This window comes from Mesorhizobium sp. P2_E7, assembly GCF_056403855.1.
Genome location: NZ_JBFUER010000005.1, coordinates 435,900 through 457,120, shown reverse-complemented (window position 1 = coordinate 457,120; position 21,221 = coordinate 435,900). Strand labels below are relative to the sequence as shown.

General features: G+C 60.1%; 25 protein-coding genes and 1 tRNA gene. 11 read left to right on the top strand and 15 right to left on the bottom strand.

What is annotated here, in order from left to right:
- Positions 1-84 precede the first annotated feature (84 nt).
- The 9 genes from AC1DYC_RS25135 to AC1DYC_RS25095 form a co-directional block, all read right to left on the bottom strand.
- Positions 85-801 (bottom strand): DUF6339 family protein, encoded by a 717-nt coding sequence (locus tag AC1DYC_RS25135; protein WP_477410468.1) that lies wholly within the window; start codon positions 799-801, stop codon positions 85-87.
- A gap of 12 nt (positions 802-813) precedes the next feature.
- Positions 814-1,728, bottom strand: coding sequence for a hypothetical protein (locus AC1DYC_RS25130; RefSeq protein WP_477410467.1), 915 nt, complete (start codon positions 1,726-1,728; stop codon positions 814-816).
- A gap of 1 nt (position 1,729) precedes the next feature.
- A complete protein-coding gene (locus AC1DYC_RS25125) occupies positions 1,730-3,529 on the bottom strand; it encodes a hypothetical protein (RefSeq protein ID WP_477410466.1) in 1,800 nt (599 codons plus the stop codon).
- Complete coding sequence (locus AC1DYC_RS25120; RefSeq protein WP_477410465.1) at positions 3,513-3,959, bottom strand: very short patch repair endonuclease; 447 nt, start codon at positions 3,957-3,959, stop codon at positions 3,513-3,515. Before AC1DYC_RS25120 ends, AC1DYC_RS25125 begins: the two co-directional genes overlap by 17 nt.
- 7 nt (positions 3,960-3,966) lie before the next feature.
- Entirely contained in the window at positions 3,967-4,191 is a 225-nt protein-coding gene (locus tag AC1DYC_RS25115) for a hypothetical protein (RefSeq protein WP_477410464.1), read from the bottom strand.
- 514 nt (positions 4,192-4,705) lie between these two features.
- Positions 4,706-4,782 (bottom strand) — tRNA-Arg (locus AC1DYC_RS25110).
- 136 nt (positions 4,783-4,918) lie between these two features.
- On the bottom strand, positions 4,919-5,884 hold the full coding sequence (locus AC1DYC_RS25105) for a hypothetical protein (RefSeq protein ID WP_477410463.1): 966 nt from the start codon (positions 5,882-5,884) through the stop codon (positions 4,919-4,921).
- Positions 5,885-5,897: 13 nt separating this feature from the next.
- The gene (locus AC1DYC_RS25100; protein ID WP_477410462.1) at positions 5,898-7,103 is read right to left on the bottom strand and encodes a hypothetical protein; all 1,206 of its coding nucleotides are present in this window, start codon (positions 7,101-7,103) and stop codon (positions 5,898-5,900) included.
- A 142-nt stretch (positions 7,104-7,245) separates the two neighbouring features.
- Positions 7,246-8,160: a DUF1003 domain-containing protein gene (locus AC1DYC_RS25095; RefSeq protein WP_477410461.1), complete on the bottom strand. Its 915-nt coding sequence runs from the start codon at positions 8,158-8,160 to the stop codon at positions 7,246-7,248.
- A 540-nt stretch (positions 8,161-8,700) separates the two neighbouring features.
- Here AC1DYC_RS25095 and AC1DYC_RS25090 point away from each other — a divergent pair.
- Complete coding sequence (locus tag AC1DYC_RS25090; RefSeq protein ID WP_477410460.1) at positions 8,701-9,150, top strand: universal stress protein; 450 nt, start codon at positions 8,701-8,703, stop codon at positions 9,148-9,150.
- Positions 9,151-9,168: 18 nt separating this feature from the next.
- On the opposite strand, the gene AC1DYC_RS25085 is transcribed toward AC1DYC_RS25090, so the two are convergent.
- Positions 9,169-10,101: a D-alanyl-D-alanine carboxypeptidase family protein gene (locus AC1DYC_RS25085; RefSeq protein WP_477410459.1), complete on the bottom strand. Its 933-nt coding sequence runs from the start codon at positions 10,099-10,101 to the stop codon at positions 9,169-9,171.
- Between the two features lie 408 nt (positions 10,102-10,509).
- On the opposite strand from AC1DYC_RS25085, the gene AC1DYC_RS25080 reads away from it, so the two are divergent.
- The 4 genes from AC1DYC_RS25080 to AC1DYC_RS25065 all read left to right on the top strand — a co-directional run bounded on the left by AC1DYC_RS25080 (position 10,510) and on the right by AC1DYC_RS25065 (position 14,686).
- The gene (locus tag AC1DYC_RS25080) at positions 10,510-12,321 is read left to right on the top strand and encodes a methyl-accepting chemotaxis protein (protein WP_477410458.1); all 1,812 of its coding nucleotides are present in this window, start codon (positions 10,510-10,512) and stop codon (positions 12,319-12,321) included.
- A gap of 127 nt (positions 12,322-12,448) precedes the next feature.
- On the top strand, positions 12,449-13,540 hold the full coding sequence (locus tag AC1DYC_RS25075; protein ID WP_477410457.1) for a hypothetical protein: 1,092 nt from the start codon (positions 12,449-12,451) through the stop codon (positions 13,538-13,540).
- A gap of 89 nt (positions 13,541-13,629) precedes the next feature.
- The gene (locus AC1DYC_RS25070) at positions 13,630-14,250 is read left to right on the top strand and encodes a nucleoside triphosphate hydrolase (protein WP_477410456.1); all 621 of its coding nucleotides are present in this window, start codon (positions 13,630-13,632) and stop codon (positions 14,248-14,250) included.
- Between the two features lie 85 nt (positions 14,251-14,335).
- On the top strand, positions 14,336-14,686 hold the full coding sequence (locus tag AC1DYC_RS25065) for a hypothetical protein (protein ID WP_477410455.1): 351 nt from the start codon (positions 14,336-14,338) through the stop codon (positions 14,684-14,686).
- A gap of 9 nt (positions 14,687-14,695) precedes the next feature.
- Here the strand turns inward: AC1DYC_RS25065 and AC1DYC_RS25060 are convergent, their stop codons facing one another.
- The 3 genes from AC1DYC_RS25060 to AC1DYC_RS25050 all read right to left on the bottom strand — a co-directional run bounded on the left by AC1DYC_RS25060 (position 14,696) and on the right by AC1DYC_RS25050 (position 17,007).
- Positions 14,696-15,400 (bottom strand): glutathione S-transferase family protein, encoded by a 705-nt coding sequence (locus tag AC1DYC_RS25060; RefSeq protein WP_477410454.1) that lies wholly within the window; start codon positions 15,398-15,400, stop codon positions 14,696-14,698.
- 143 nt (positions 15,401-15,543) lie between these two features.
- Positions 15,544-16,752: a beta-ketoacyl-[acyl-carrier-protein] synthase family protein gene (locus AC1DYC_RS25055; RefSeq protein ID WP_477410453.1), complete on the bottom strand. Its 1,209-nt coding sequence runs from the start codon at positions 16,750-16,752 to the stop codon at positions 15,544-15,546.
- Positions 16,753-17,007, bottom strand: a complete 255-nt coding sequence (locus tag AC1DYC_RS25050) for an acyl carrier protein (RefSeq protein WP_023671226.1) — start codon at positions 17,005-17,007, stop codon at positions 16,753-16,755.
- A gap of 214 nt (positions 17,008-17,221) precedes the next feature.
- Between AC1DYC_RS25050 and AC1DYC_RS25045 the strand changes: the two genes are divergently transcribed.
- The 5 genes from AC1DYC_RS25045 to AC1DYC_RS25025 are packed head-to-tail and all read left to right on the top strand — an operon-like array spanning position 17,222 to position 19,599.
- Entirely contained in the window at positions 17,222-18,064 is an 843-nt protein-coding gene (locus tag AC1DYC_RS25045; RefSeq protein WP_477410452.1) for an urease accessory protein UreD, read from the top strand.
- A gap of 30 nt (positions 18,065-18,094) precedes the next feature.
- On the top strand, positions 18,095-18,397 hold the full coding sequence (locus tag AC1DYC_RS25040) for an urease subunit gamma (protein ID WP_023693076.1): 303 nt from the start codon (positions 18,095-18,097) through the stop codon (positions 18,395-18,397).
- Positions 18,398-18,407: 10 nt separating this feature from the next.
- Positions 18,408-18,662: a DUF1272 domain-containing protein gene (locus AC1DYC_RS25035; protein WP_477410451.1), complete on the top strand. Its 255-nt coding sequence runs from the start codon at positions 18,408-18,410 to the stop codon at positions 18,660-18,662.
- A gap of 29 nt (positions 18,663-18,691) precedes the next feature.
- On the top strand, positions 18,692-19,285 hold the full coding sequence (locus AC1DYC_RS25030) for a HupE/UreJ family protein (RefSeq protein ID WP_477410450.1): 594 nt from the start codon (positions 18,692-18,694) through the stop codon (positions 19,283-19,285).
- Between the two features lie 8 nt (positions 19,286-19,293).
- On the top strand, positions 19,294-19,599 hold the full coding sequence (locus AC1DYC_RS25025; protein ID WP_477410449.1) for an urease subunit beta: 306 nt from the start codon (positions 19,294-19,296) through the stop codon (positions 19,597-19,599).
- Positions 19,600-19,625: 26 nt separating this feature from the next.
- On the opposite strand, the gene AC1DYC_RS25020 is transcribed toward AC1DYC_RS25025, so the two are convergent.
- Positions 19,626-20,111: a hypothetical protein gene (locus AC1DYC_RS25020; protein ID WP_477410448.1), complete on the bottom strand. Its 486-nt coding sequence runs from the start codon at positions 20,109-20,111 to the stop codon at positions 19,626-19,628.
- 129 nt (positions 20,112-20,240) lie between these two features.
- Complete coding sequence (locus AC1DYC_RS25015) at positions 20,241-20,603, bottom strand: hypothetical protein (RefSeq protein WP_477410447.1); 363 nt, start codon at positions 20,601-20,603, stop codon at positions 20,241-20,243.
- Positions 20,604-20,791: 188 nt separating this feature from the next.
- Here AC1DYC_RS25015 and AC1DYC_RS25010 point away from each other — a divergent pair, with 188 nt between their 5' ends.
- Positions 20,792-21,202: a DUF6547 family protein gene (locus tag AC1DYC_RS25010; protein WP_477410446.1), complete on the top strand. Its 411-nt coding sequence runs from the start codon at positions 20,792-20,794 to the stop codon at positions 21,200-21,202.
- Positions 21,203-21,221: the final 19 nt, after the last annotated feature.

The window sequence follows — 21,221 nt, the reverse complement described above, 5'->3', positions numbered from 1 at the left end:
TTTCCTGAGATTTGCCAGGTGCTAGTTGCACCTGTCGCGTGAGCTTGGTCCCAATCCTCAGATAAGTTTCATGCACTGAACACCTCACGCCGTGGCTGAGGCAATCCGCTCCCATTGCGAATCGATGAAGCTCGTTGCCCGTGCCTCACTCATTAGCTCAAACATAAGATTAGATCGAGCCCTTTTTAGCTGTTTTGCGAGTGCGCGTATCTGAGCGATCTTCAGGCGTGGCTTGTCGCTCGCGTCCGACGGAAACTGGAACGAGATCAGCGCGCGCGAGAAAGTCCTACAATTTCCGTAACCTTGCCGAAAAAGGTGACTACGCCAAAAATCGATATCACCCCTACGCGCCAGATCATATTTATCAGTTCGGCCATCGTCGACCGACAACTCCGCCCTGAGCCAAAGCCGATAGAGGAGATTTTCAATCGCCGTACCGATGCCAAAATTTTTTGGGTCTCGGCTCTCGCCATACCTTCTATCAATAACGCTTCTGCAGTGGACCACAGCGAGCCAAGTCCAGAACTCTGGGTTTGCCAAGGCGGGATGGGTGGGCAGGATCTCATGCACATGGGCGGTGGCAGCAGCCTCAAACTCTCCTCCGCCGATCGCGCCCTTCGACGGCTTGTAGGTGTCCAGCAATCCATTCAGAAACGTAGCCAACTCCTCGCCAATTGCGTCCCAATCCTCGTCGGCTCCATCATCTGAGTATCGTACCTGGGGTAAGGCTGGGTCGGCTTGCCCATCGCTAGGTAACAGCCATGCACGCGCTTCAGACCTGCTAATGATAGGATATGGCATTGGGGTTTCCTGCTACTTAATGGCCTGTACCACGGCGAGACGGTCCTGGAGGAGTGCACGGGCCCGACCTGGCGTGGTCACCGCATTTTTCAATGTATTAAGGGCCATTGGCGAGTCCTTACTCAGCTGCTGCAACAATGTTGCAAGCGGGCTAGTCGGGTGTGGAGCCTCCAAATCCTTCCATTCGCTCAGGCTCTCGGTAAGGATCGACAGAACTATCTCAGCTGCCAGAAAAGGCTGGAATGCGTCACCCAAATTCGCCGAAGAGACTAGTCGGTTGTGCGCATCTATATGCACGTAAACTCTGGCCACATAAGTGTCCTCTTCGCCTTCGTCGGCTATCCCGCCGGCATACTCCACGAAGTACAACGTTTTTGACGGAAACTGAGCTGCAATCCATTCCTCGTCTGTTCGCGTTCGGATATCGAAAAGGGTAGGAGTCGCGCGGGACTTTAGTGAGAACGTTTTCTGCGCTAGCCAATGTCCCACGACAAACGGTGAACCGGGCAACGGCTCACGGTCCCCACGAAGACAGATGGCTACAGTTAGCTTGAGGTTTCTACCTCCGGCAAAGCGGCTGAGTACATCCGGTGAGATTGTCCATTGGTTCGGCAGCGTGTCCGAGAGAGGCAGATTTGCCAAAACATCCGATCTCTTGAGAAACGGATGCGTAGCCACGAGCACTAGTTCCAAATCGGATGCTCCAAACCCCGACGGAAGCCAACTCTCCGGCTTCACAACGGACGGAAAAACGACTGGCTCTAGCTTCTGAAAGTCGATTTCATCAAGGTCAAACGATGTTTCGGTCGAAGTATCGCCGTCCTTGAAGAGTTTAATCTGGCAGGACCGAAGAGAATCTTCAGCACTTTGGATTTGAAAGAAGGGTCGAACCTCGCGAGGCTCTGTCCTGTGCCAGGTTGCAATCACGTCAAGCCCCCACTGCTTCGACTTCGGGCACGAAACGGACAGTCCATAACGGATCGTATTGCTCTGTCTCGCATACAAAACGCGAAGGTCTATCCGGAGACAACACGAATATCATCCACTCAGGATTATCCGAGTCTACTTCGAGCGCGCTGTCAGTTTTTATTGACAGGTTTAACGACTCGCCAACTGATCCATCTTCTATAACTGGACAGGTAACTTTCAGACGGACCTTCATTGCATTGCTAGCCTCGTCTGCCTTCAACCGAACGCTAAAGGACGCGGTTAATTTCAGCGCGTCGCCTTCCGCCGAAGACTGCGGCACCTTATCGTACTCCAAATGTATGGGGGCCGCCGTCACCTCTGGCTTCTTACCGGCTCCGCTCTTTGACGGCGATAGCAAGCTAGCAAGAGTGCGCTCGAGAAAAGTCAGTCGCTTTGGCTTGGGTGGGGGCGGCGGGGATGCCGTTTTCTGCGACGATTTAACAGTCTTTCTGATACCGGAGAGCACACGCTCAACGACCGTCCGTTTAGACCCGGTTTGATCTTGCAGGCGCCTTGCCTCGGGGTCCCAGCGATCATGGGCAGGCGGCTCCGATGACCGCAGCACAAGGTCAATGTCGGGAGAAGCGAGGAAGGCACCTGCCATGACCGGGGTGCCGACGTTCCATTTTCTATAGTAGGCCACAACCATTAGCGTGCTTCTGATGAGGGCAACCGAGTCCGTTCTATCCTCACCTACCGCGTATTCTCCGTCTTCCTCCTGCTTAAGCACTGAAAGACCTAAGAGTCCGTCACTATTGCCGATCGGCTTTTGAAATTGTGTTTTGCCGTTAGGCGGCGATTTCCCGGTCGCGATGTCATATGCCTCAAGGAAAGGGCGAAGATGGTCCCGCTTTCGAGGTCTCGGAAGTTCCTCGGTTCCGTTCTCCCGAACGACCCGAACGTCAAGCTTGTGTGAAATAAGGCGTGGCCACCACCAGTCTTCCACTCCGTCTAAAATACCGTCGGGAGACAGAAGGGTGTCCACTATCAACACGGACGTGCCGAGGTCATCTGCTTCGCGATCATCAAAGCCAAGGAGGCCCGCCATAGCGTCTGCAGCGTCATTTAGCAGAGGCTCAACAACTGGTTGAGCACCGGGTATGTCTGGGGTGTTATCCAAACCAAACCAGCCCCGACCAGTAAAGACTTTGTCCAAATGCGTGTGCTTGCGATAGTACCCGCATCCAAATAGTAGCGACAGCGGCTCGCCGGCTGCATTCTTGGTTCTGCTATAGGCGAAAATCGTCTGTATACCAGAGTTTGCACTATAGACAGATTTGCCGTAGCCATAGGACCCGCCAGTGCCGTGCTCATCCTGTTCTTTGCCGCCATCACCGAGCGTAAGAAGAAATTTGTAGAAATTAGAATCGGAACTAAAAGGATCTCCTTTTAGGCCAGTCGTGCCATGGTCGTTAACGTACAAAAGCCTAAGTGGGGTACGTTTGTCCTGAATCGTGCTGATGCAGTTTGGGTCTCGAAATCCCAGGCGATCTGCCCTCTCTTGAATAATTGGCAGACCTGCCGCCTTTGCAAACGCGCCTTTTTCGGCACCAGTAAGAACCTTTGTGACAAAATCGACCGACACCTTTTGGTTTTCTTCAGCGCGAGCATCCACGCTATTTTGGATAGCCTCTCTAGCTACTACAGCCTCAGGGTGCATTCCTGAAGACGCCAGCGTGTTGGTGAAGGCCTCACCAACTGCGCCGCCCATGCGTGGGTTTGGTTCAAATGCCCAGTTTGGTCTATTTAATGCCTTCATTCCTACCCACTCCCAATGGTATCTTTGAAGCCTTCAAGAAAGCTTCAATCTCGCGAATTGCAGCGTCCGTATTGCTCAACTCGCACTGCCATACAGTCAGTACACGCCAACCGCGACTAGCAAGCTCGTCGTTCTTGCGGTTATCACGCAATTTATTTGTCTCAATCTTATCTGCCCAAAATGCTTCTCTTGTTTTTGGGCGAGTACCAAGTCTGCAGGCATGACCGTGCCAGAAACAACCGTTGACAAAAATGACGATTTTGAGCCGCGAGAATACTATATCAGGAGTTCCTGGAAGGCTTTTAACGCCTACTCGATATCTCCAGCCTCTCGCATGGAGCAGACTCCTAATCATCATCTCAGGTTTAGTGTCGCGGTGTCGTACACGCGACATGAGTTCGCTGCGTTTTTTCGTCGTTAGGTTGTCCACGCGACAACTAGTCCAGAGTGAACCCTTGCTCGGCACCCGTAGCCGTTTCGGTGAACCGTGCTCGCGCCCCTTCTACAGCTTTCTGAAGGGCCTTTACGATTTTACGGGCATCCTCCTCACTGAACTCATAGGCCGCTCGATTTGAGAGGTTTCCTACCAGGCGTATCTGATCAAGCGCCTTGTTAACGCGCTGGTTTGCTAATTTGACGAAGCTGGCTCGTTTGTCGCGCATAGCCCTAATCCGTATCGATGGTGAGCCTAAACATTATCAATATGTGAACGACATTATGAAAATGTGCAAGAGAAAAATGATTCCGACTCGTGTACATTGTTTCGAAAACGAGGTGTGTAGCGGTGGGCCGGCAGCAGCCCGGAATGCGCGCTCTAGATTTCGGTTGCAGCGCGAGCGGGGGTGGAGAGTCGGCCGAGTGACGAGAATTGAATATAGCGGATTGCAGCAAAGGAGTTTTAGATGCCAAAGCGCCGATTGCACGCGTTTGTCAGTCGGGGAGCAAGGTCAGGGGAGCTCCTCTTCCCACACAAGCATGAAGACCAGACCTACGTCGTCTCAAAGACCCGCTTCGAGGATGACTACATCCGTGTAGCAAGGGAAGTGAAATTCTGCCGTGGCTCGAAAAGGGCTTTGGGCTGTGGATGTCAAACCCGGGCGAGGGCATCAATGCCCCCAGCCTGATCATGCCGCAGTCGATATTCAGACCCGTTATTTTCTAGGGTGTTGCGCCGATTGGCGCACCCGACAGGATTCGAACCTGTGACCTCTGCCTTCGGAGGGCAGCGCTCTATCCAGCTGAGCTACGGGTGCCTTCAGGAGTCCTGAAAACGAACCAGCCAATGGGTCAGCCGGCAACGGCTTCTTAGCGGAAGCAGGCGCAGGCTTCAACGGCGAAATTCAGCTCAGCACCAGGGCATGCCTTCGTGCGCAGTGACCTCAGCGGCTACTAGTCCCCTGCTACGATAGAAATTGCGTAGTCACTCCTACCATCGGAAAGTTCGCTGTCGCGGTTAGGGTCACCTTCAAATTCGTACGATCTATAGCTGGATAAAATAGTAGAAGATGTATCAGGGCGAAAACCTCGAAAAAATCGGTCAAGGCGGTAAAGATTGTCTCGGATTCGCTTGACGTCAATGGGCACGAAAAGATCAGAAAAATTCGTATCAGGAGAGTGGCGCATGAAATCAGTTACCTCCACCACATCGGCGTCAAAAGGCTGCAGCATTTCATTTCTAACCGTGTTTCCATAATGAATTAGTGTTTGGCATCGGTTTAACTGAACAATTGCCAAAACACTAGGCGCATCCTCTGCTGCAATTGAGCTGGCGGCTTCACGATAAAGAACCAAACTGTGAGCAATAACCTCCCTATTATTACTTAGAAACCCACAAAGCGCGAACACGTTGGCGGTCTCGGCCAAAACGGGCCCACGAATTCTGTTCGATGCAGTAAGGAAATCTTGTTCGTAAATTGCGTTCGCTAACTGATGACAAGCAAAAATTACTTCCCTCGAATAGTCCTTGCTCCAGTCGAGCTCGCCAATTTTCTGCGACGCAATTGCGGCATACTTCGCCCATCTGCTACCGATTGCAAGGTTTGATTGAGATAATTTGGCCAAAGCGGTCCAAAATCTTCGCTGGCCATAGATTTTACCTGTATCTCCGAGCGGCACCCACTCGATCTCGTCCAGAGGCGCCTTCTGCTCTCGAGATTGCAGCCAGAGCCTCGCCCGGTGCTTGCGGTCGAGCGCCTCCTGCAGTCGGCGTTCTATCTCAATCTTTCCCTGTGTTTCTGCAATCTGGATCAAATTTCTGCGGGCGCGCGGCTGCAACCCTGGTGCTATGCCAATGGCAGAAATAGTCGCGTCAATAAGCGTGCTTAGCTCGTTGGAGAGGGTTTTTGAGGCGTCCATGGGGGCAATCATGTCACACAGCGGAGGCAAAAAGGTGACGTTCCAGTGCCAAATCTAGGCTGCCAATCCGTGTACGAAGGTCGCCAATGAAGTTTTCGACGAGAGACCGAGCATCGCCTTCTCCGAACACGTGAGGCCTACTTCCATCTGTATACACCATATAGTGGCCTGGGTTAACTTTCTCCACTTCGGTTCGCCAATCGTGATCGAGCCGGTCTTCGGCGAGAATTTGAGCAGTCATCCTATTTAGCTCCGAGCGTCGGCTGCCAGCCGCGTCTTCAGCTGCGTAATCAGACGACAGGGCCTCCGAAAGGCTCAGGTCCATGGCCGGCAAATGCAAAAATCGAGCCAAGACGCTGGCGCGTTTGACAGCCTTGATTGGACGCGAACTGATGTAGTGTATTACGTCGCCAAGGAGGAACTTGAAGTAGGCCAGAATTTCGTGAGTTTCTACCAATGGCCAAACCGAGTCGACCGCACGGTCCACGATGACCGCCTCTTGAAATGAAAAGCTTCTAGACGAGATGCCTGTCTTTGATTTGCTGCGATCGCTTGGAAGCAGCATGGCTGTAACGGGCATTGCGCCGTAACGGGGCAGGTGGCCTATATAATCCGTTTTTGACTGTCGAGATCCGGCGTCACGTACAAATTGCCTATGATCATCACCATAATCATGCTCGCGGTCAGGCCATGGGCAGATAATTTTCAGGTTACCCTCCTTGCTATCCGAGTACATCTTAACTTCGATCGGGATGCAGACAGGAAAGATTTTCGTTAGTTTCTCGACTAAAGAAGAAATTATAGCCTGTGAGTCATCAAACGCATATTCACAAAAATCGACATCGCCTATGTATGGTGCCCTAGATGTGTGGCATGCCGACCCTGATATGCATAAATTACTGGCGTTGCCAATTTTAATAGTTTCGGCCAGTTTGCAAAGGTCATCTAACAGTGGGTCGTCAGGGAAGTATTCTACTAGAGGCCAAGGAATTGCGAGTGTCCAGTTGGCAAGTTTTTTCTCCAAATATCCGACGGGCAATTTCTGTGAAATTTCTAGTCCGTTATCTTTATCTGCCATCAATTCGCATATAGACTTCGTTTCTTCCAGCAATATCCCAACAGCGGCGTCAACATCGGCAGACCGTGGGTCTATTTCTTCTACCCAAAGAATTTTCATCAAGTTCAGAACAATGCGAAAGTACGTGTCATCGAATTCCATTCGAAAGCGCCCCCTCCCAAAGAGTTGGATTCTATGGAAAAGCGAAGAATATTGCAACTGTGAAAGCAGTGAAGTAAGTCAACGTCGCCTCGCCTTTGATATGTGGCCGTGAGAACCGGTACGTGTAGTTATCGTGCACCTCTCATGGCCCCACCTTCGCCACCCTCCTGCGCACTCTGCGCGTCGTCCGCTTCGCCTTCTTCGCGCCCGTCAGCTCATGCATCGCATCCAGCTGCATCTGCTGCATTTCGGCCAGCCGCGTCCATTGGCGCGAGATCAGGTAGTCGAGCTTTTCGTGCAGGTGGCGCACTTCCAGTTCGGCTTTCAGGTTCACCCGGTAGTCGTTGAAGGAGCGCAGGCGGTCCTTGGCCTCCGTCCGTCTCTGGCTCATCATGATGATCGGCGCCTGGATGGCGGCGATGCAGGAGAGCAGCAGGTTGAGCAGGATGAAGGGGTAGGGATCGAAGGCGCTGCTCATGCCCGCGATCAGGTTGATGCCGATCCACACCGCAAGCACGCTGCCGAACGAGATCAGGAACCACCAGCTGCCGCCGAAGGCCGCCATATTGTCGGAGACGCGGTCGGCGAACGACCTGTGCTCCTCGAACTCCTCTTCCGAGTTTTCCGAAATCGTGTCCTGCCTGGCGATCGATTCGACCACCTGGCGGTCGAGCTCGGAGAATTCGCCATGCTCCTGCTGCAGCAGCTCCTCCATGTAGCGCATGCGGTAGCGGCCGAGCTCCTCGCGGCTGATGCGGGCGCCGCGCGGCAGGTCGGGATGGTCGGAGCGGATACGGTCGGCAAGGCTCGGCCTGAGATCGTCGATGCGCACCAGGTCGCGCTTGCGGAATTTTCGGCCCGATATCGCCGACGGCTTTCGCTTCGGCTTCAGGCGGCCATGGCCAATGGGTTCTGAGTCCGGCACGTCGGGCGCTTCGAGCGCCTCGTCGGCAACCAGCTCGGCTTCGTGATCGCCTAAGGGCGGCGCCTCGAAATACTCGCCGCCGCTGTCGTTCTCATTGGCGGCCTGTTCGGATGGTTTTGGGACGGTGCTCATGATGCCGGCTCCTGCTGTCGCGCCCACGATACGCCAAGCCGGCGCGGCATAGCCACTGTTGCGGTGAGATTTGCGGGCCTGTGCAAGCGCTTGTGATGAGTGGCGGCGGGCGTCCGGCAAGTCTGCTTGCAATCGCGTAGGGCAGCACAGCCCCCGCTCCGTCTCGGCTTCGCCGAGCCACCTCTCCCCCATTTCATGGGGGCGAGGAAACGCCAATCGCCGGAGTCGCCGCCTCGGAAAACTTGGGTTCCTCGCCCCCGCAGAGCGGGGGGTCCGAAGGACGGGCGAGACCCGTGGCTCGCCCCGGCAAGGTGGATCGGCGAAGCCGAGACGGAGAGGGGGAACGCCATCTGCGAGTACGCGCCCCTTCCAGGAGAGATCGAGTACACGGACACTGGCGCCATGGTCACCGGCGGCTGGCCTCATCCCGGCCCTGTGGCCAAGCTGGCGGGGCGCTTATATCCATGGGAGAGCTGCGCCACGAAGCGCTTCGCCAGTCCACCAGGGGCATTGGATCGCCCCACAACAGGGGTTGTCGCCATGTACAAACATATCCTGATCGCCACCGACGGTTCGGAACTCGCCGCCAAGGGCGTCGCCCACGGCCTCGAACTGGCCAAGGGCCTTGGCTCCGATGTCACCTTCGTCAACGTCTCCGAACCGTTTCCGGCACTGGCCTGGGGTGGGGCAATGGCCGGCTATGTCGCCGGCGAAGAGCTGGTCAATTACGAGGAGAACGCCCGCAAATATGGCCGCGAGGTGCTGGACAAGTGCAAGGCCCAGGCCGAAGCGCTCGGCGTGCGGGTAAAGACCCTGTACGTCGATAACAGGACGCCCGCCGAGGCCATCCTCGACGTCTCCCGCTCCGAGGCCTGCGACCTCATCGTCATGGCCTCGCATGGCCGCCGCGGTCTGGGCAGGCTGGTGCTGGGCAGCCAGACCGCGGAGGTCGTGTCGCTGACGGAAATCCCGGTGCTGGTGGTGCGGTAGGGCCGATCGGCCAGCTGTTTATTGAGCTGATACCCCGGGGAGCGCCGAATCTGGCAAGCCCGGCAGCGACGAACCCGGCGGCTCCAGACCTGGAAGCGGCGACGCGGCCGGCTGATCGCCCGCAAACATCAGCCGCGTCTTCGTATCGGCCATCGCTGGCGACAGGCTGCGCTGGATCAGCGCTTCGACATGGTCGTTGCGCTGGCGGGCGCTGTCGGCGCCCATCACCACCACGATCAGCCGGCGGCCATCGGCATTGTAGGAGGTGACGATGTTGAAGCCGGAAGCCTTGATGTAGCCGGTCTTGATGCCGTCGACGCCGCGCACCCGGCCGAGCATGTCGTTGTGGCCGCGCACCAGCCGCCCGCGGAACATGAAGTCGCTTTCCGAGAAATAGTGGAACTGCTGCGGGAAGCGGGCGCGCAACGCCATGCCGAGCGTCGCCATGTCGCGCGCCGTCGTGTGCTGGCCGGCGTCGGGCAGGCCGGATGCGTTGCGGAAGACGGTGCTGGTCATGCCGATCTGGCGCGCCTTCGACGTCATCATGGCGGCGAACTGGTCCTCCGAGCCGCCGAGATATTCGCCCACCGCCACCGCCACGTCATTGGCCGATTTGACCACGATCGCCCGGATCGCCGAATCGACATCGATGCTTTCGCCGCGCCTGAAGCGCAGTTTGGTCGGCGGCTGCCTTGCCGCATTGTCGGAAACCGGAATCTGCGTTTCCTTGCTGACGCGGCCGGACTCCAGCGCCTCGAACAGCAGATAGAGCGTCATCATCTTGGTCAGCGATGCCGGATAGCGCTGCGCCGTCGAACTGACCTCGAACAAGGTCTTGCCGCTGGCATCGACGACAATGGCCGCATATTTCTCCTGCGGCGCCGGCACCGCCAGCACGCTGTCGGGCGGCGCCGTGGTGCTGCAGCCGGCAACGAAGACGAGCAGCGCCAAGGCGGCGACGAATCTCTGGAGAAGGGCGGGGAGATGGAAATCGGGCAAGGCAAGTCCGGCGTTGCTGAGAGGGCCGGAACCTAGCCTAACCCATTGCCCGCGTCCATTTGGTTAACACACAGGTCTGGTTTTCCTCGCCCCCGCGGAGCGGGGGAGAGGTGGCTCGGCGAAGCCGAGACGGAGAGGGGGATGGCGCCGACGATGCAGAATAGGACTCCGAAATCCTTCTTTGCTGCATGACGCTTACGAAGCCCCCTCTCCGGCCGCTTCGCGGCCACCTCTCCCCCGCTTTGCGGGGGCGAGGAACTTGCGCCACCGCCGCCCCGAAATCGCCCGTTTCCTGTCCTGTTTTGCCTGCGGGGCTACGCTGCTGCTATAGCTGCGGGCAATTGCTTGGGGGATTTGACAATGACCGGTGACATTGGCGCGGCCGCGCCATCTCTTATCAGGGCTTCGCTCAGCCGCACCGGCAAATGGGCCGGTAGCGTCGCTTTCATCGGCGGGGCTGCCTCCGACATCCTCAATCCGCTGGCGCCGTTCGCCGCCTACATCGCGCTGGTCGCTTCGGTTGCCGCCGCCATCATCGCCATCGCCATCGTTCTGCGGCTGGTGCTCGCCGCCAAGGCTTTGCCGGCGCTGATCTTTGCCACCAGTGCTGCCGCTGTTGCCGGCGGCGTCTACGGCCTGCAGCAGCAGACCAATTCACAGAACGGCGTGATCGCCGGCCTGGTGCCGGCCATCGCCCAGCTGCAGCAGCAGCTGGGCATCGTCTCGGCCCGGGTGGCCAGGATCGAGCAGACGGTCACGCAGACGCAGCAGACGGTCGACCAGGTCAAGCAATCGACCGACGCGGTGGCGAAAAAGACCGAGGAGATCGCCTCGAACCAGCAGCAGCAGGCCGAGCAGGGCGCGCAGACGCAAAAGACCGTCGATCAGGTCAAGCAGACCACCGAAACCCTCGCCGCCGGCCAGCAGAAACAGGCCGAGCAGGCCGACAAGCTGCAGGCGACCACCGAGCAGATCGCAGCCTCCATCGACACCATCGCCAAGGGTTTTGCCGCGCTCGCCGCACAGGGCGGGGCGATCGCCGAGCCGAAGCGGCCGGACGAATTCTATCACAATGCCCGTGTCTACGAGCTGTCCGGCGACATGCTGAACGCCCGCCGCTCCTATCTTGCCTTTGCCGGCTTCGACGTCGATGCCGTCGATCCCTACACACGCTTTGCCACCCTGCTGCGCGTGCAAGACGGCAAGGCGGGTGCGCGCGAAGTGTTCGGCCAGCTTGCCGACAAGGGCAAGGCGCTGTCGATCAAGCTGGTCCATATCCTGCAGTTCGACGATGCCCAGCGTCTCGACAAGCTCAACGCCTTCATCGCGGCCAATCCGGATTTCGCACCGGCCTACTATCTGCTCGCGCAGGAGTTTTCCGAGGATCGGCTCGGCGTCCAGTCACTGTCCGACAAGCGCAGCGAGGCCGAGGCGCTGACCAGGTTCGTCTCCTACGAAAAGGATGGCGGTCTGCTCAAATATTTCGTCGACCAGACGCAGCTTGCCGACTGGCTCGACCGCAGCCGCACCAGGCTGACGGCCCTTGGCGACGTGCTCGACCCCGCACGCTTTGCCCCGTCGCTGACGCCGATGCGCTCCAATGCCGGCTGGACCATCTCCATCTCGCTGCCCGAGGCGGCGACCGGCATCTCCTGGCGCCTGGGTGAAACAGGTCCGTTCACCGATACCGGGCTGATGGCGATGAACGACCAGCGCACCGGCAAGCCGATGCCCAATCCGAGCTTCGAATTGCCCGACAGCACCGCGGCCACCATCATCGGGGTAAAATATCTCGATCTCAGGGGCCGCGAGACCGGGCCGTTCAACATAAGTTTCGATCCGGAAGCCGCACTCCAGCAGGGCAACAAGCAGATCCTCGACCAGTTCTGGACCTCGTGGATCGCCTTCGACGCCAGCGGCAATCACGGCCTGGTCTATTTCTCGCAGATGCTGTCATACCGTTGCGGCATCAAGGAGGTGCGCTACAGCCTGAACGGCACCGCGCTCGACAAGGAGATCAAGCTGCCGCCTTGCGACAAGAAGGACCCTTACGCCATCCCTTATGACTACCAGCCCTACTTCAAGGTCGCCGACAGCGTGACGTCCATGGCGGTCCAGGTCACCTACACCGACGGAACCAAGTCGCCGGTGCGCGAGTACAAGCGGCACTAGGTGTGGGATTACCCTCCCCACAAGGGGGAGGGTGAAAATCGCCCTGATGCAAAATGCCGGAAGCTGCGCTTGCGCAAGCGGCGCGGAGCGGGTTTGTTCGCTGCCATCAGAATCAGCGGGTGCATGGATGGATACGGTCACGATCAAGGCAAAAGGCATCTCGGTCACGCTCGACCTCAGCGTCGGCCATATCGCCGACATGACTGTCGACAGCGATGGCCGCCAGCTGAAGCCGCTGCACCGCGCGCCATGGGTCGATGCCGGCGAAACGCTGCCGCCGGACCTGCCTGAAGGCACCCTGCGGCTGTCGGGCGATTTTCTGTGCGCGCCGTTTTCGGCCAGCGATGTCGAGGCCGCACCGCTGCATGGCTGGCCGGCCAACAGCGGCTGGGATGTCGTTGCCAGCGAAGCGACATCCGATGGCTGGCGCGCCGTCTTCCGGCTGCGCCGCACCGTCATGGGCGCCACGGTCGACAAGATATTCACCCTGCGTGACGGCCACCCCTTTCTCTACCAGGAACATGTCTTTTCCGGCGGCTCGGGCGCGGTTTCCGCCGCTCACCATCCGATGACGGCGATGCGCGACGGCGGCCGGTTGGCTTTTTCGCCGAAACGCTTCGCCGCAACGCTGGACGCACCGCTGGAGCCCGATCCGGCCCGCGGCCGCTTCAAGCTTGCCTATCCTGCGCGCTCGACCAATCTGATGCGCTTTCCGGCCACCGGCGGCGGCACGCTCGATCTCACCGATTACCGCATGGCAGATCAGCGCGAGGATTTCATCACCATGGTCGAGGCCGATCATGGCGGTCCGGGCTGGACGGCGCTGGCGCGCCGGGCCGAGCAGGATCTGGTGCTGGTGCTGAAGAACCCGGCCGAATTGCCGGTCACCATGCTGTGGTTCAGCAATGGCGGTCGTGATTACGCGCCGTGGAGCGGCCGTCATCGCGGCGTGCTCGGTATCGAGGACGGCCGCGCCGCGGTCGGCCATGCCGCATCGGTCGGAGACAACTGGCTGAAGCGCGAAGGCGTAGTGACCGCCTTTGCGCTCGGCGGCGAGGTCTCCTTCCGCCATGTCATCGGCGCGCTTCCGCAGGCAAGCGGCGAGCCGCCGCGCGATGTCGCGACGAGTGATGGCCGGATGCGCCTCACCGGAGCCGACGGTTCGACCCGCAACGTCGCCTTCGACAGCGATTTCCTGCGCATCGGCAAGTCAGCGTAGCCTGCCGGCATCGCAAGTTCAGGGTTTGAAATTTCCGCCAACAGCCGCCAAGATGCGGCTGAAATCATCCGGCTGCCAAAAAGGCTCTCATGTCCGAAATCGCCCACCTCGCCGCCACCATCTTCAAGCGCGCCGGCAAGGCGAAGCGCTTCATCGTCGCCATTGCCGGCCCGCCCGGCGCCGGCAAGTCGACGCTGTCGGCCAGCCTGCATGATCTGTTGCCGGAGGGTGCCTCGGAAGTCGTGCCGATGGACGGGTTTCACTATGACGACATCGTCCTCAACCAGCGCGGTCTGCGGCCAAGAAAAGGCGCTCCCGAAACCTTCGATTTCGCCGGTTTCGAAACGCTGTTGAAGCGCATCCGTTCGGGCGAGCCCGACATCGCCATCCCGGTGTTCGACCGCAGCATGGAATTGTCGCGCGCCGCGGCGTCCATCGTTGCCGCCGAGACCAAATTCATCCTGGTCGAGGGCAATTACCTGCTGCTCGACGAGGAGCCGTGGTCGCGGCTGGCGCCTTTGTTCGACTTCACCATCTTTGTCGACGTGCCGCGCACCGAACTCGAGCGCCGCCTTTTGGTGCGCTGGCACGAGCATGGCCGTTCCGACGAAGACGCACGCGCCTGGATCGCCTCCAACGACATGCCCAATATCGACCGCGTGCTTGGCCGGCGCAGGTCCGCCGACCTTGTTGTCGGCGATCCCGCTTAATTCTCAGGATTTCTGAACGGGAACCTTAAGACTTTCAGGTCGTTATCGCTGACGAGGCAACTTAGCCACAGAGGGATTTCGTCCGATGGCAACCAAAGCAAGAAAACCCGCAGCCGCCAAATCCAGGGCAACGCCAGCCAAGGCCACCCAGGCAAAAGCAGGCGCCGGCCCGGCAATCGCGGAGCGCTCCAAGGATGCAAAGCCGGCTTTCGGCAAGGCTGCGCCGAAGAAGGTAGTGCCGGGCGTAGCGGCCAAGGTGGCGGCAAAGCCCACCAAGGCCAAGAAGCCGGCAACCAGCGGCAGCTCGGTAGGCACCATGCGCAATGTAGCCAACGTTGCTGCCGGCGCGGTTGTCGCCACCGCAAGGGGCGCGGCATCGTTCGCCTCGTCTGTCATGGGCAGAGGCGGCTCCAAGGCCAAAGCCAAGGCAAAGTAGCTCGGCTCATCAGCCTTTAGCTGGAATGGTGAGGCCGCGTTGCACCGCAGGCCGCGCCAGCCCACGCTCCAGCCATGCCGCGACGGTGGGGAAATCGTCGAAGCCGACGAGTTCCCGCGCCTCGTAGAAGCCGATCAGGTTGCGCACCCAGCCCAGCATCGAAATGTCGGCGATGGTAAAATCGTCATCCATGATCCAGCTGCGGCCTTTCAGCCTTGTCTCGAGCACGCCGATCAGCCGCCGCGATTCGTTGCGATAGCGATCCAGCGGCCGCTTGTCGGCGATCTCGCGTCCGGCGAATTTGTTGAAAAACCCGACCTGTCCGAAGATCGGCCCGATCGCCGCCATCTGGAAGAACACCCACTGGATGGTCTCGTAGCGCCGCGCCGGCTCGGCCGGGATCAGCTTGCCGGTCTTGTCGGTGAGGTAGAGCAGGATGGCGCCGGATTCGAACAGGCCGAACGACTTGCCGCCCGGGCCGTCGGGATCGATGATGGCCGGTATCTTGCCGTTCGGGTTCAGCGACAGGAATTCCGGCGTCCAGCTCTGGTCCTTGCCGATCTCGACCAGATGCGCCTCATAGGGCAGACCGAGTTCTTCCAGCGCAATGGATATTTTCACGCCGTTCGGCGTCGTCGCCGAATAGAGCTGCAAGCGGTCGGGATGCTTGGCCGGCCAGCGCTTGGTGATCGGAAAGGCGGACAGGTCGGTCATCGAAAGCTCCGGTCGGGAATTTGGGCGCGGCATCGCGCCGTTTGGCGGGTTGCGAAGGATTATCCGCGACGTCTTTGCCGATCAACCGGCGGGCGGTGCACAAACCGTCTTCACCAGCGCGGGGCCTGTGCCTGCCGCTTGTGTCAGACCGCCTTGAACGCCACCACGGCATTGGTGCCGCCAAAGGCAAAACCGTTGCTGATCGCGGCCCGCACCTTGCGCTCGCGCGCTACATTGGGCGTGACGTCGAGATCGCAATCGGGATCGGCCTGCCGGAAATTGGCCGTCGGCGGCACGAGGCCTTCGCGGATCGCCATCACGCAGGCGATCATCTCCAGCCCGCCCGAGGCGCCGAGGCAGTGGGCGTGCATGGATTTGGTCGACGACACCGAAAGCTTGTAGGCGTGGTCGCCGAACACGCGCTTGATCGCCGCCGTCTCGATCTGGTCATTGGCCTTGGTGCCGGTGCCGTGGGCGTTGAGATAGTCGACGTCCTCGGGGTTGAGCCCGGCGTCGGCCAGGCAGGCGCGCATCGCAGCCGTCGGTCCTTCGACAGTCGGTGCGACGATGTCGGATGCGTCGGCGGAAAGGCCGGCGCCGGCGATCTCGGCCAGGATGTCGGCTCCGCGCGCCATGGCGTGTTCATAGGTTTCCAGCACCGCCATACCGGCGCCTTCGCCCAGCGACAGGCCCTGGCGGTCGGCTGAGAACGGCCGGCAAGTGTCGGGTGCCAGCACCCGCAGCGCCTCCCAGCCTTTCAGGATGCCCCAGACCAGCGGCGCATCGGTGCCGCCGGCGACCATGACGTCGGCACGGCCGAGCCTGATCTGGTCGACCGCCGAGGCAAAGGCATGATTGGACGACGAGCAGGCCGAAGTGACGCCGAAAACCGGCCCGCGCAGGCCGAGATTCATGCTGACATGGCCGGATGCCGCGCTTGGCATCACTTTCGGGACGGTGAAGATTCCGGCCCGGTTCTTGCCGTCGATCAGGATGGCGCGATAGTTTTCCTCGATCGCTTCCCAGCCGCAGACGCCGACGCCGACCACCGTGCCCATCCGGTAGGTGGTGGCTTCGTCCGACGTCAGTCCGGCATGCTGCATCGCCTCGCGCGCGGCAATCGTTGCCAAGAGGCTGAAGCGGTCCATCGACACGGTCTGCTTGTGGCCGATGCCATGCTCCGGCATCGCCTTGATCTCGCAGCCGACCTTGACCTTCAAATCATGCAGCAGCGGATTGTCGATCTGGCCGATCGCCGAACGTCCCGCGCGCATTTCGTTCCAGATCGCAGGCGCATTGGTGCCAAGCCCGCATATGCCGCCTATGCCGGTAATGACGACGCGCTTGTGCATTCAGGCTTTCTTCGCGATCAGCGCGCGAACAGCCTCGACCATGTCGCCGACATTCTTCAGATTGCTCCAGGCATCGACCGTGTTCATCTCGATCTCGATGCCGTACTGCTCCTCGAGATCGAAGATGATCTCGGTCAGTTCCAGGGAATGGATGCCAAGCGCGGTCAATTCCGTATTGGTGGTGATCTCTTCGCCGCCGGGCTCCGCATGTGCCCTGATCTTGGCGATGATTTCCGTTGCCAGCTCGTCAGCCATTCGATTCCTTCCCCAATTTTATCATTTCGCGGCGCCGATTGGTTGGCGCCGTGTTGCCTGGACTGAAAATCGCCGTCGCCTTCAAAACCCCGCCAGACGCGGCATGACCGTTCCAAAGAGGCTCCCTCTATAGAAACGGAAACGCTGTCAAGCAACAAGCTATATCAACAAGCTACATATCGACAAAGCAGCCGGAGTGCTTAACGTTGGGGCGATGGATACGTTGCAACATGGCTCGACCGCAGTGCTGCCGGCCCAGCGCGTCGCTGGTGCGGCTCGGCTTGCATGCGGCGTAAGTGCCGGCCGCACCAGGCTTTCGCGCCTCTATCAGGACGGATCGGCAAAGATCCGCATGCCGGCGGTTGCGGCCGATCCGCTCGAAGCCGTGCTCATCAACACCGCAGGCGGGCTGACTGGCGGCGATCGGCTTGGCTGGGAGATCGATGTGGGGCGAGCTGCCTCCGCTTCGATCACCACCCAGGCCTGCGAAAAGATCTATCGCGCCGAAAGCGACCGTGCCGAAGTGCGGGTAAAGCTGAGCGTCGGCGCGAACGGCCGCATCGCCTGGCTGCCGCAGGAAACCATCGTCTTCGACCGCTCGGCCTTTGCGCGCACGCTCGAGGTCGAGCTTGCGGCAGGCGCCGAGGCATTGCTGCTCGAGGCCACCGTCTTTGGCCGCTTGGCCATGGGCGAACAGGCCGCGCAAGGCCATTTCCACGATCGCTGGCGGGTCCGCCAGGACGACACACTCATTCATGCCGAGGATTTCCGCATCGGGCCGGCGATTGCAGCCGCCCTTGGCCGCCCGGCGGTTGCCGGAGGCGCCATTGCGGTGGCGACGCTGCTGATGGTTTCACCGCAGGCCGAAGCCTTGCTCGAGCCGGCCCGCGACATCATCGGCACGAACGGCGATGTCAGCGCCTGGAGCGTGAAACAATCTGGCAAGCTTCTTGCGAGGCTGTTTGCCGAGGACGGTTACCAGCTGCGCAAGCGGCTGGTTCCGCTCGTCGAACTGCTCAACGGGCGGGCCGGTCTGCCCAAATTATGGTCACTCTGAGCCAAATCCAGGCCAAATCCAGGAAAGCGCATGAACCTTACGCCGCGTGAAAAGGACAAGCTGCTCATCGCCATGGCGGCGATCGTGGCCCGCAAGCGGCTGGAACGCGGGGTCAAACTCAATCACCCCGAAGCGATCGCGCTGATCACCGATTTCGTCGTCGAGGGCGCCCGCGACGGCCGCCCGGTCGCCGAACTGATGGAGGCCGGCGCACATGTCGTCACCCGTGCGCAGGTCATGGAAGGCATCGCCGAGATGATCCACGACGTCCAGGTCGAGGCGACCTTTCCCGACGGCACCAAGCTGGTGACCGTGCACGAACCGATCAGGTGAGGAGAAAGAGATGCTCGAACTCAGGCCCAACTGTGAATGCTGCGACAAGGACCTGCCGCCGGAAGCGGCGGATGCGCTGATCTGCACCTTCGAATGCACGTTTTGCGCCGACTGCGCTGACCAAGTGCTGGGCGGCGTCTGCCCGAACTGCGGCGGCAATTTTTCCGCGCGTCCTATCCGGCCGGTGGAGAAGCTGAAGAAATATCCGGCCTCGACCAAACGCGTGCTCAAGGCCGAAGGCTGCGGTCCGCGCAAGGCCGCATGACTGTTACCGTGAATTGGAAGGTAGGAACGATGATCTCTGCTTCAACCAAACGCACCACGCTCGCCGCAATCCTGTTGCTGGCGGCGGCCATGCCCGCCTATGCCCATGTCGGCATCGGGTCCACCTCGTCCTTCCCGGCGGGCTTCGCGCATCCGCTGTCCGGTCTCGACCATATGACGGTTATGGTCGCCGTCGGCCTGTGGGCCGCGCTCAAGGGCGGCAAGGCGATATGGGCCTGGCCGCTGGCCTTTGTCGGCGTCATGCTGGCCGGCGGCGCGCTCGGCATGCTGCATATGCCCTTGCCTTTCGTCGAGCCGGGCATTTTGGCCTCCGTCGTCGTGCTCGGCCTTTTGGTCGCGCTGGCCGTCGATCTGCCGGTTTCAGCCGGCGTCGCCATCATCGGCCTGTTCGCGCTGTTCCATGGCCATGCCCACGGCACCGAAGTGCCGGAAAATGCCGCCGGGCTTGAGTACATAGCGGGCTTTGCCGTCGCCACCGCGCTCCTCCATGCCATAGGCATCGCTGCGGGCCTCGGTCTCGGCCTGCGCTTTCGCGGCCTTGCCCGCGCTGCCGGGGCGGCATGTGCTGCGGTCGGTGTCGGCCTGGTCTTCGGCGTTCTGTGAGGCTCGCGATGATCCCCGGCGAAATCATCACCGCAAGCGGCGACATCGAGCTCAACACGGGCTTGCCGACCGTGACGCTCAAAGTCGCCAACAGCGGCGACCGGCCGATCCAGGTCGGCAGCCACTACCATTTCTTCGAAACCAATGAGGGGTTGAAATTCGACCGCGACAAAGCCCGCGGCATGCGTCTCGATATCGCCGCCGGCACGGCGATGCGCTTCGAGCCGGGACAAGAGCGCGATGCCACGCTGGTGCCGCTCGGGGGAAAACGCGAGGTCTATGGTTTCCAGCAGAAAATCATGGGCAAGCTGTGACGTCGATGGGGTCGTACGCCCTGGAATCAGTTCGACGGCCTGGCCGCTGCATAGATGACGATTCCTGCAGGACCGTCGAATTCGACGGCGAGAACGTCCTCGGCCAGCACCCGCCTGGAATCGATGGCATTGAACAGCAGCGCGTTGGCGTCGATCTCCTTGCGCAATTCCGTGATGTCGTCCTGATGCTGCCTGACCTTGCTTTCGACGGCCGGCGGCGGGCCGCCCTCGCTGCGCGCCGCATCGGTGAGGAAGACGATATTCACCGTGTCGAGCTTGGATGTCTTGCGCACTGTGCCGATGTTTTCACGTGTCCGCTCGATCGCGGCGATGAGCTTTCCGGTCTCCGTCGTCGTGCGCGCCTCTTCCTGCCGCACGTCGGAGCCGACGATCCGGTTGAGGGTCTCCTGGCTTTCAACGGCCTGCGCGGCAGGCGGTACGTAGGCCGCGAGGAACACGCAAGTCGCAATGCTCTGGAGCCATCTGGCGTCGGCAAAGGGAATGGTCGGCATAGATCGCTCCTGGCGAGCTTTTCTGCGCAACGCCGTTCGGCGCCAAAGAAGCCAAACGACTCCCGTCCGGCGAAGGTTCCCTCTGCGATAGGGCCGGCGGGCCGGATGCCGACCCGCCAGGCCTTGTGGTCAGCTCGCCTTCTTGGTGACCAGGGTCAGCGCGCCATCGGTGGTCATGCTGGCGGCAACCACCTGTGCGGAGGTGAGGCCCTTGGCCTCAAGCGCCGACTTGATCTGCGGCGTCGCGTCGATCGAGGAGCGCAGTTTCTGCAAGCCGGCATCGCCACGCTGGGCGATCACCTGATTGACCTGCGTCTGGGTGGCCTGGGGCAATTCGCTGATATCGACGATGTTGACCTTCTGGATCGCCGGCGCCGCGGGCTGAGCGCTGGGCGCGGCCGGCTTCGGTTGCGGCGTGGGCTGCTGCTGGGCACCGGCAATAGTCGCGGACGCCAGCGTGGCGGCGGCTGCAAGAACGATGATTTTGCGCATGGATTTTCCTTCCATCGATTTGGCCAGGGATTTGGCAAACTGTCGGTTCGGGGTGGCATGGCAACCTCAACCGCCAAATGGGATCAGAAGGTGTCGCCAAGCGGGTCATTGCATGACCATTGGATGGCGACGATGTGGGGCGAGGCCGGCGAGCAGTCTCGATCCAGGCCGAGACTGGTGGGAGAGCCATGAACGCTTATTCGGAAGGCGGTTTGCGCTACCAGAAGTTCATCGACGAATTCGTCGAGCTTGCCAGCTCGGAGGTCATAGCGGGCCGGATCAGACAAACCGGGCACTCCGAACGCACGAACGATGCCGATTTGCCGTTGGATTCGCAGGAGGAATCACGAAAGGCGTTTCTCCTGTCGCTTAGTGACTCAAATCGGGAAATCGTCGCGCAACTGATTGAAGAAGCCCGACGGAGGGCCGTTCACGACATTCTATGCAGTATCGAGGGGATGCACACCTGCGGCGGGCTCGACTTGATTGTCGAGGGTCACCCTCTGCCGAGGGATCCCTTCTGGGGCAGCATGCATATGGATTACGTGTGCCGGCGAGACGGCGATCCGTGGCCCGAAGAAGAATCCGAGACCGAATAGCCAAGAAACGGGGAACATC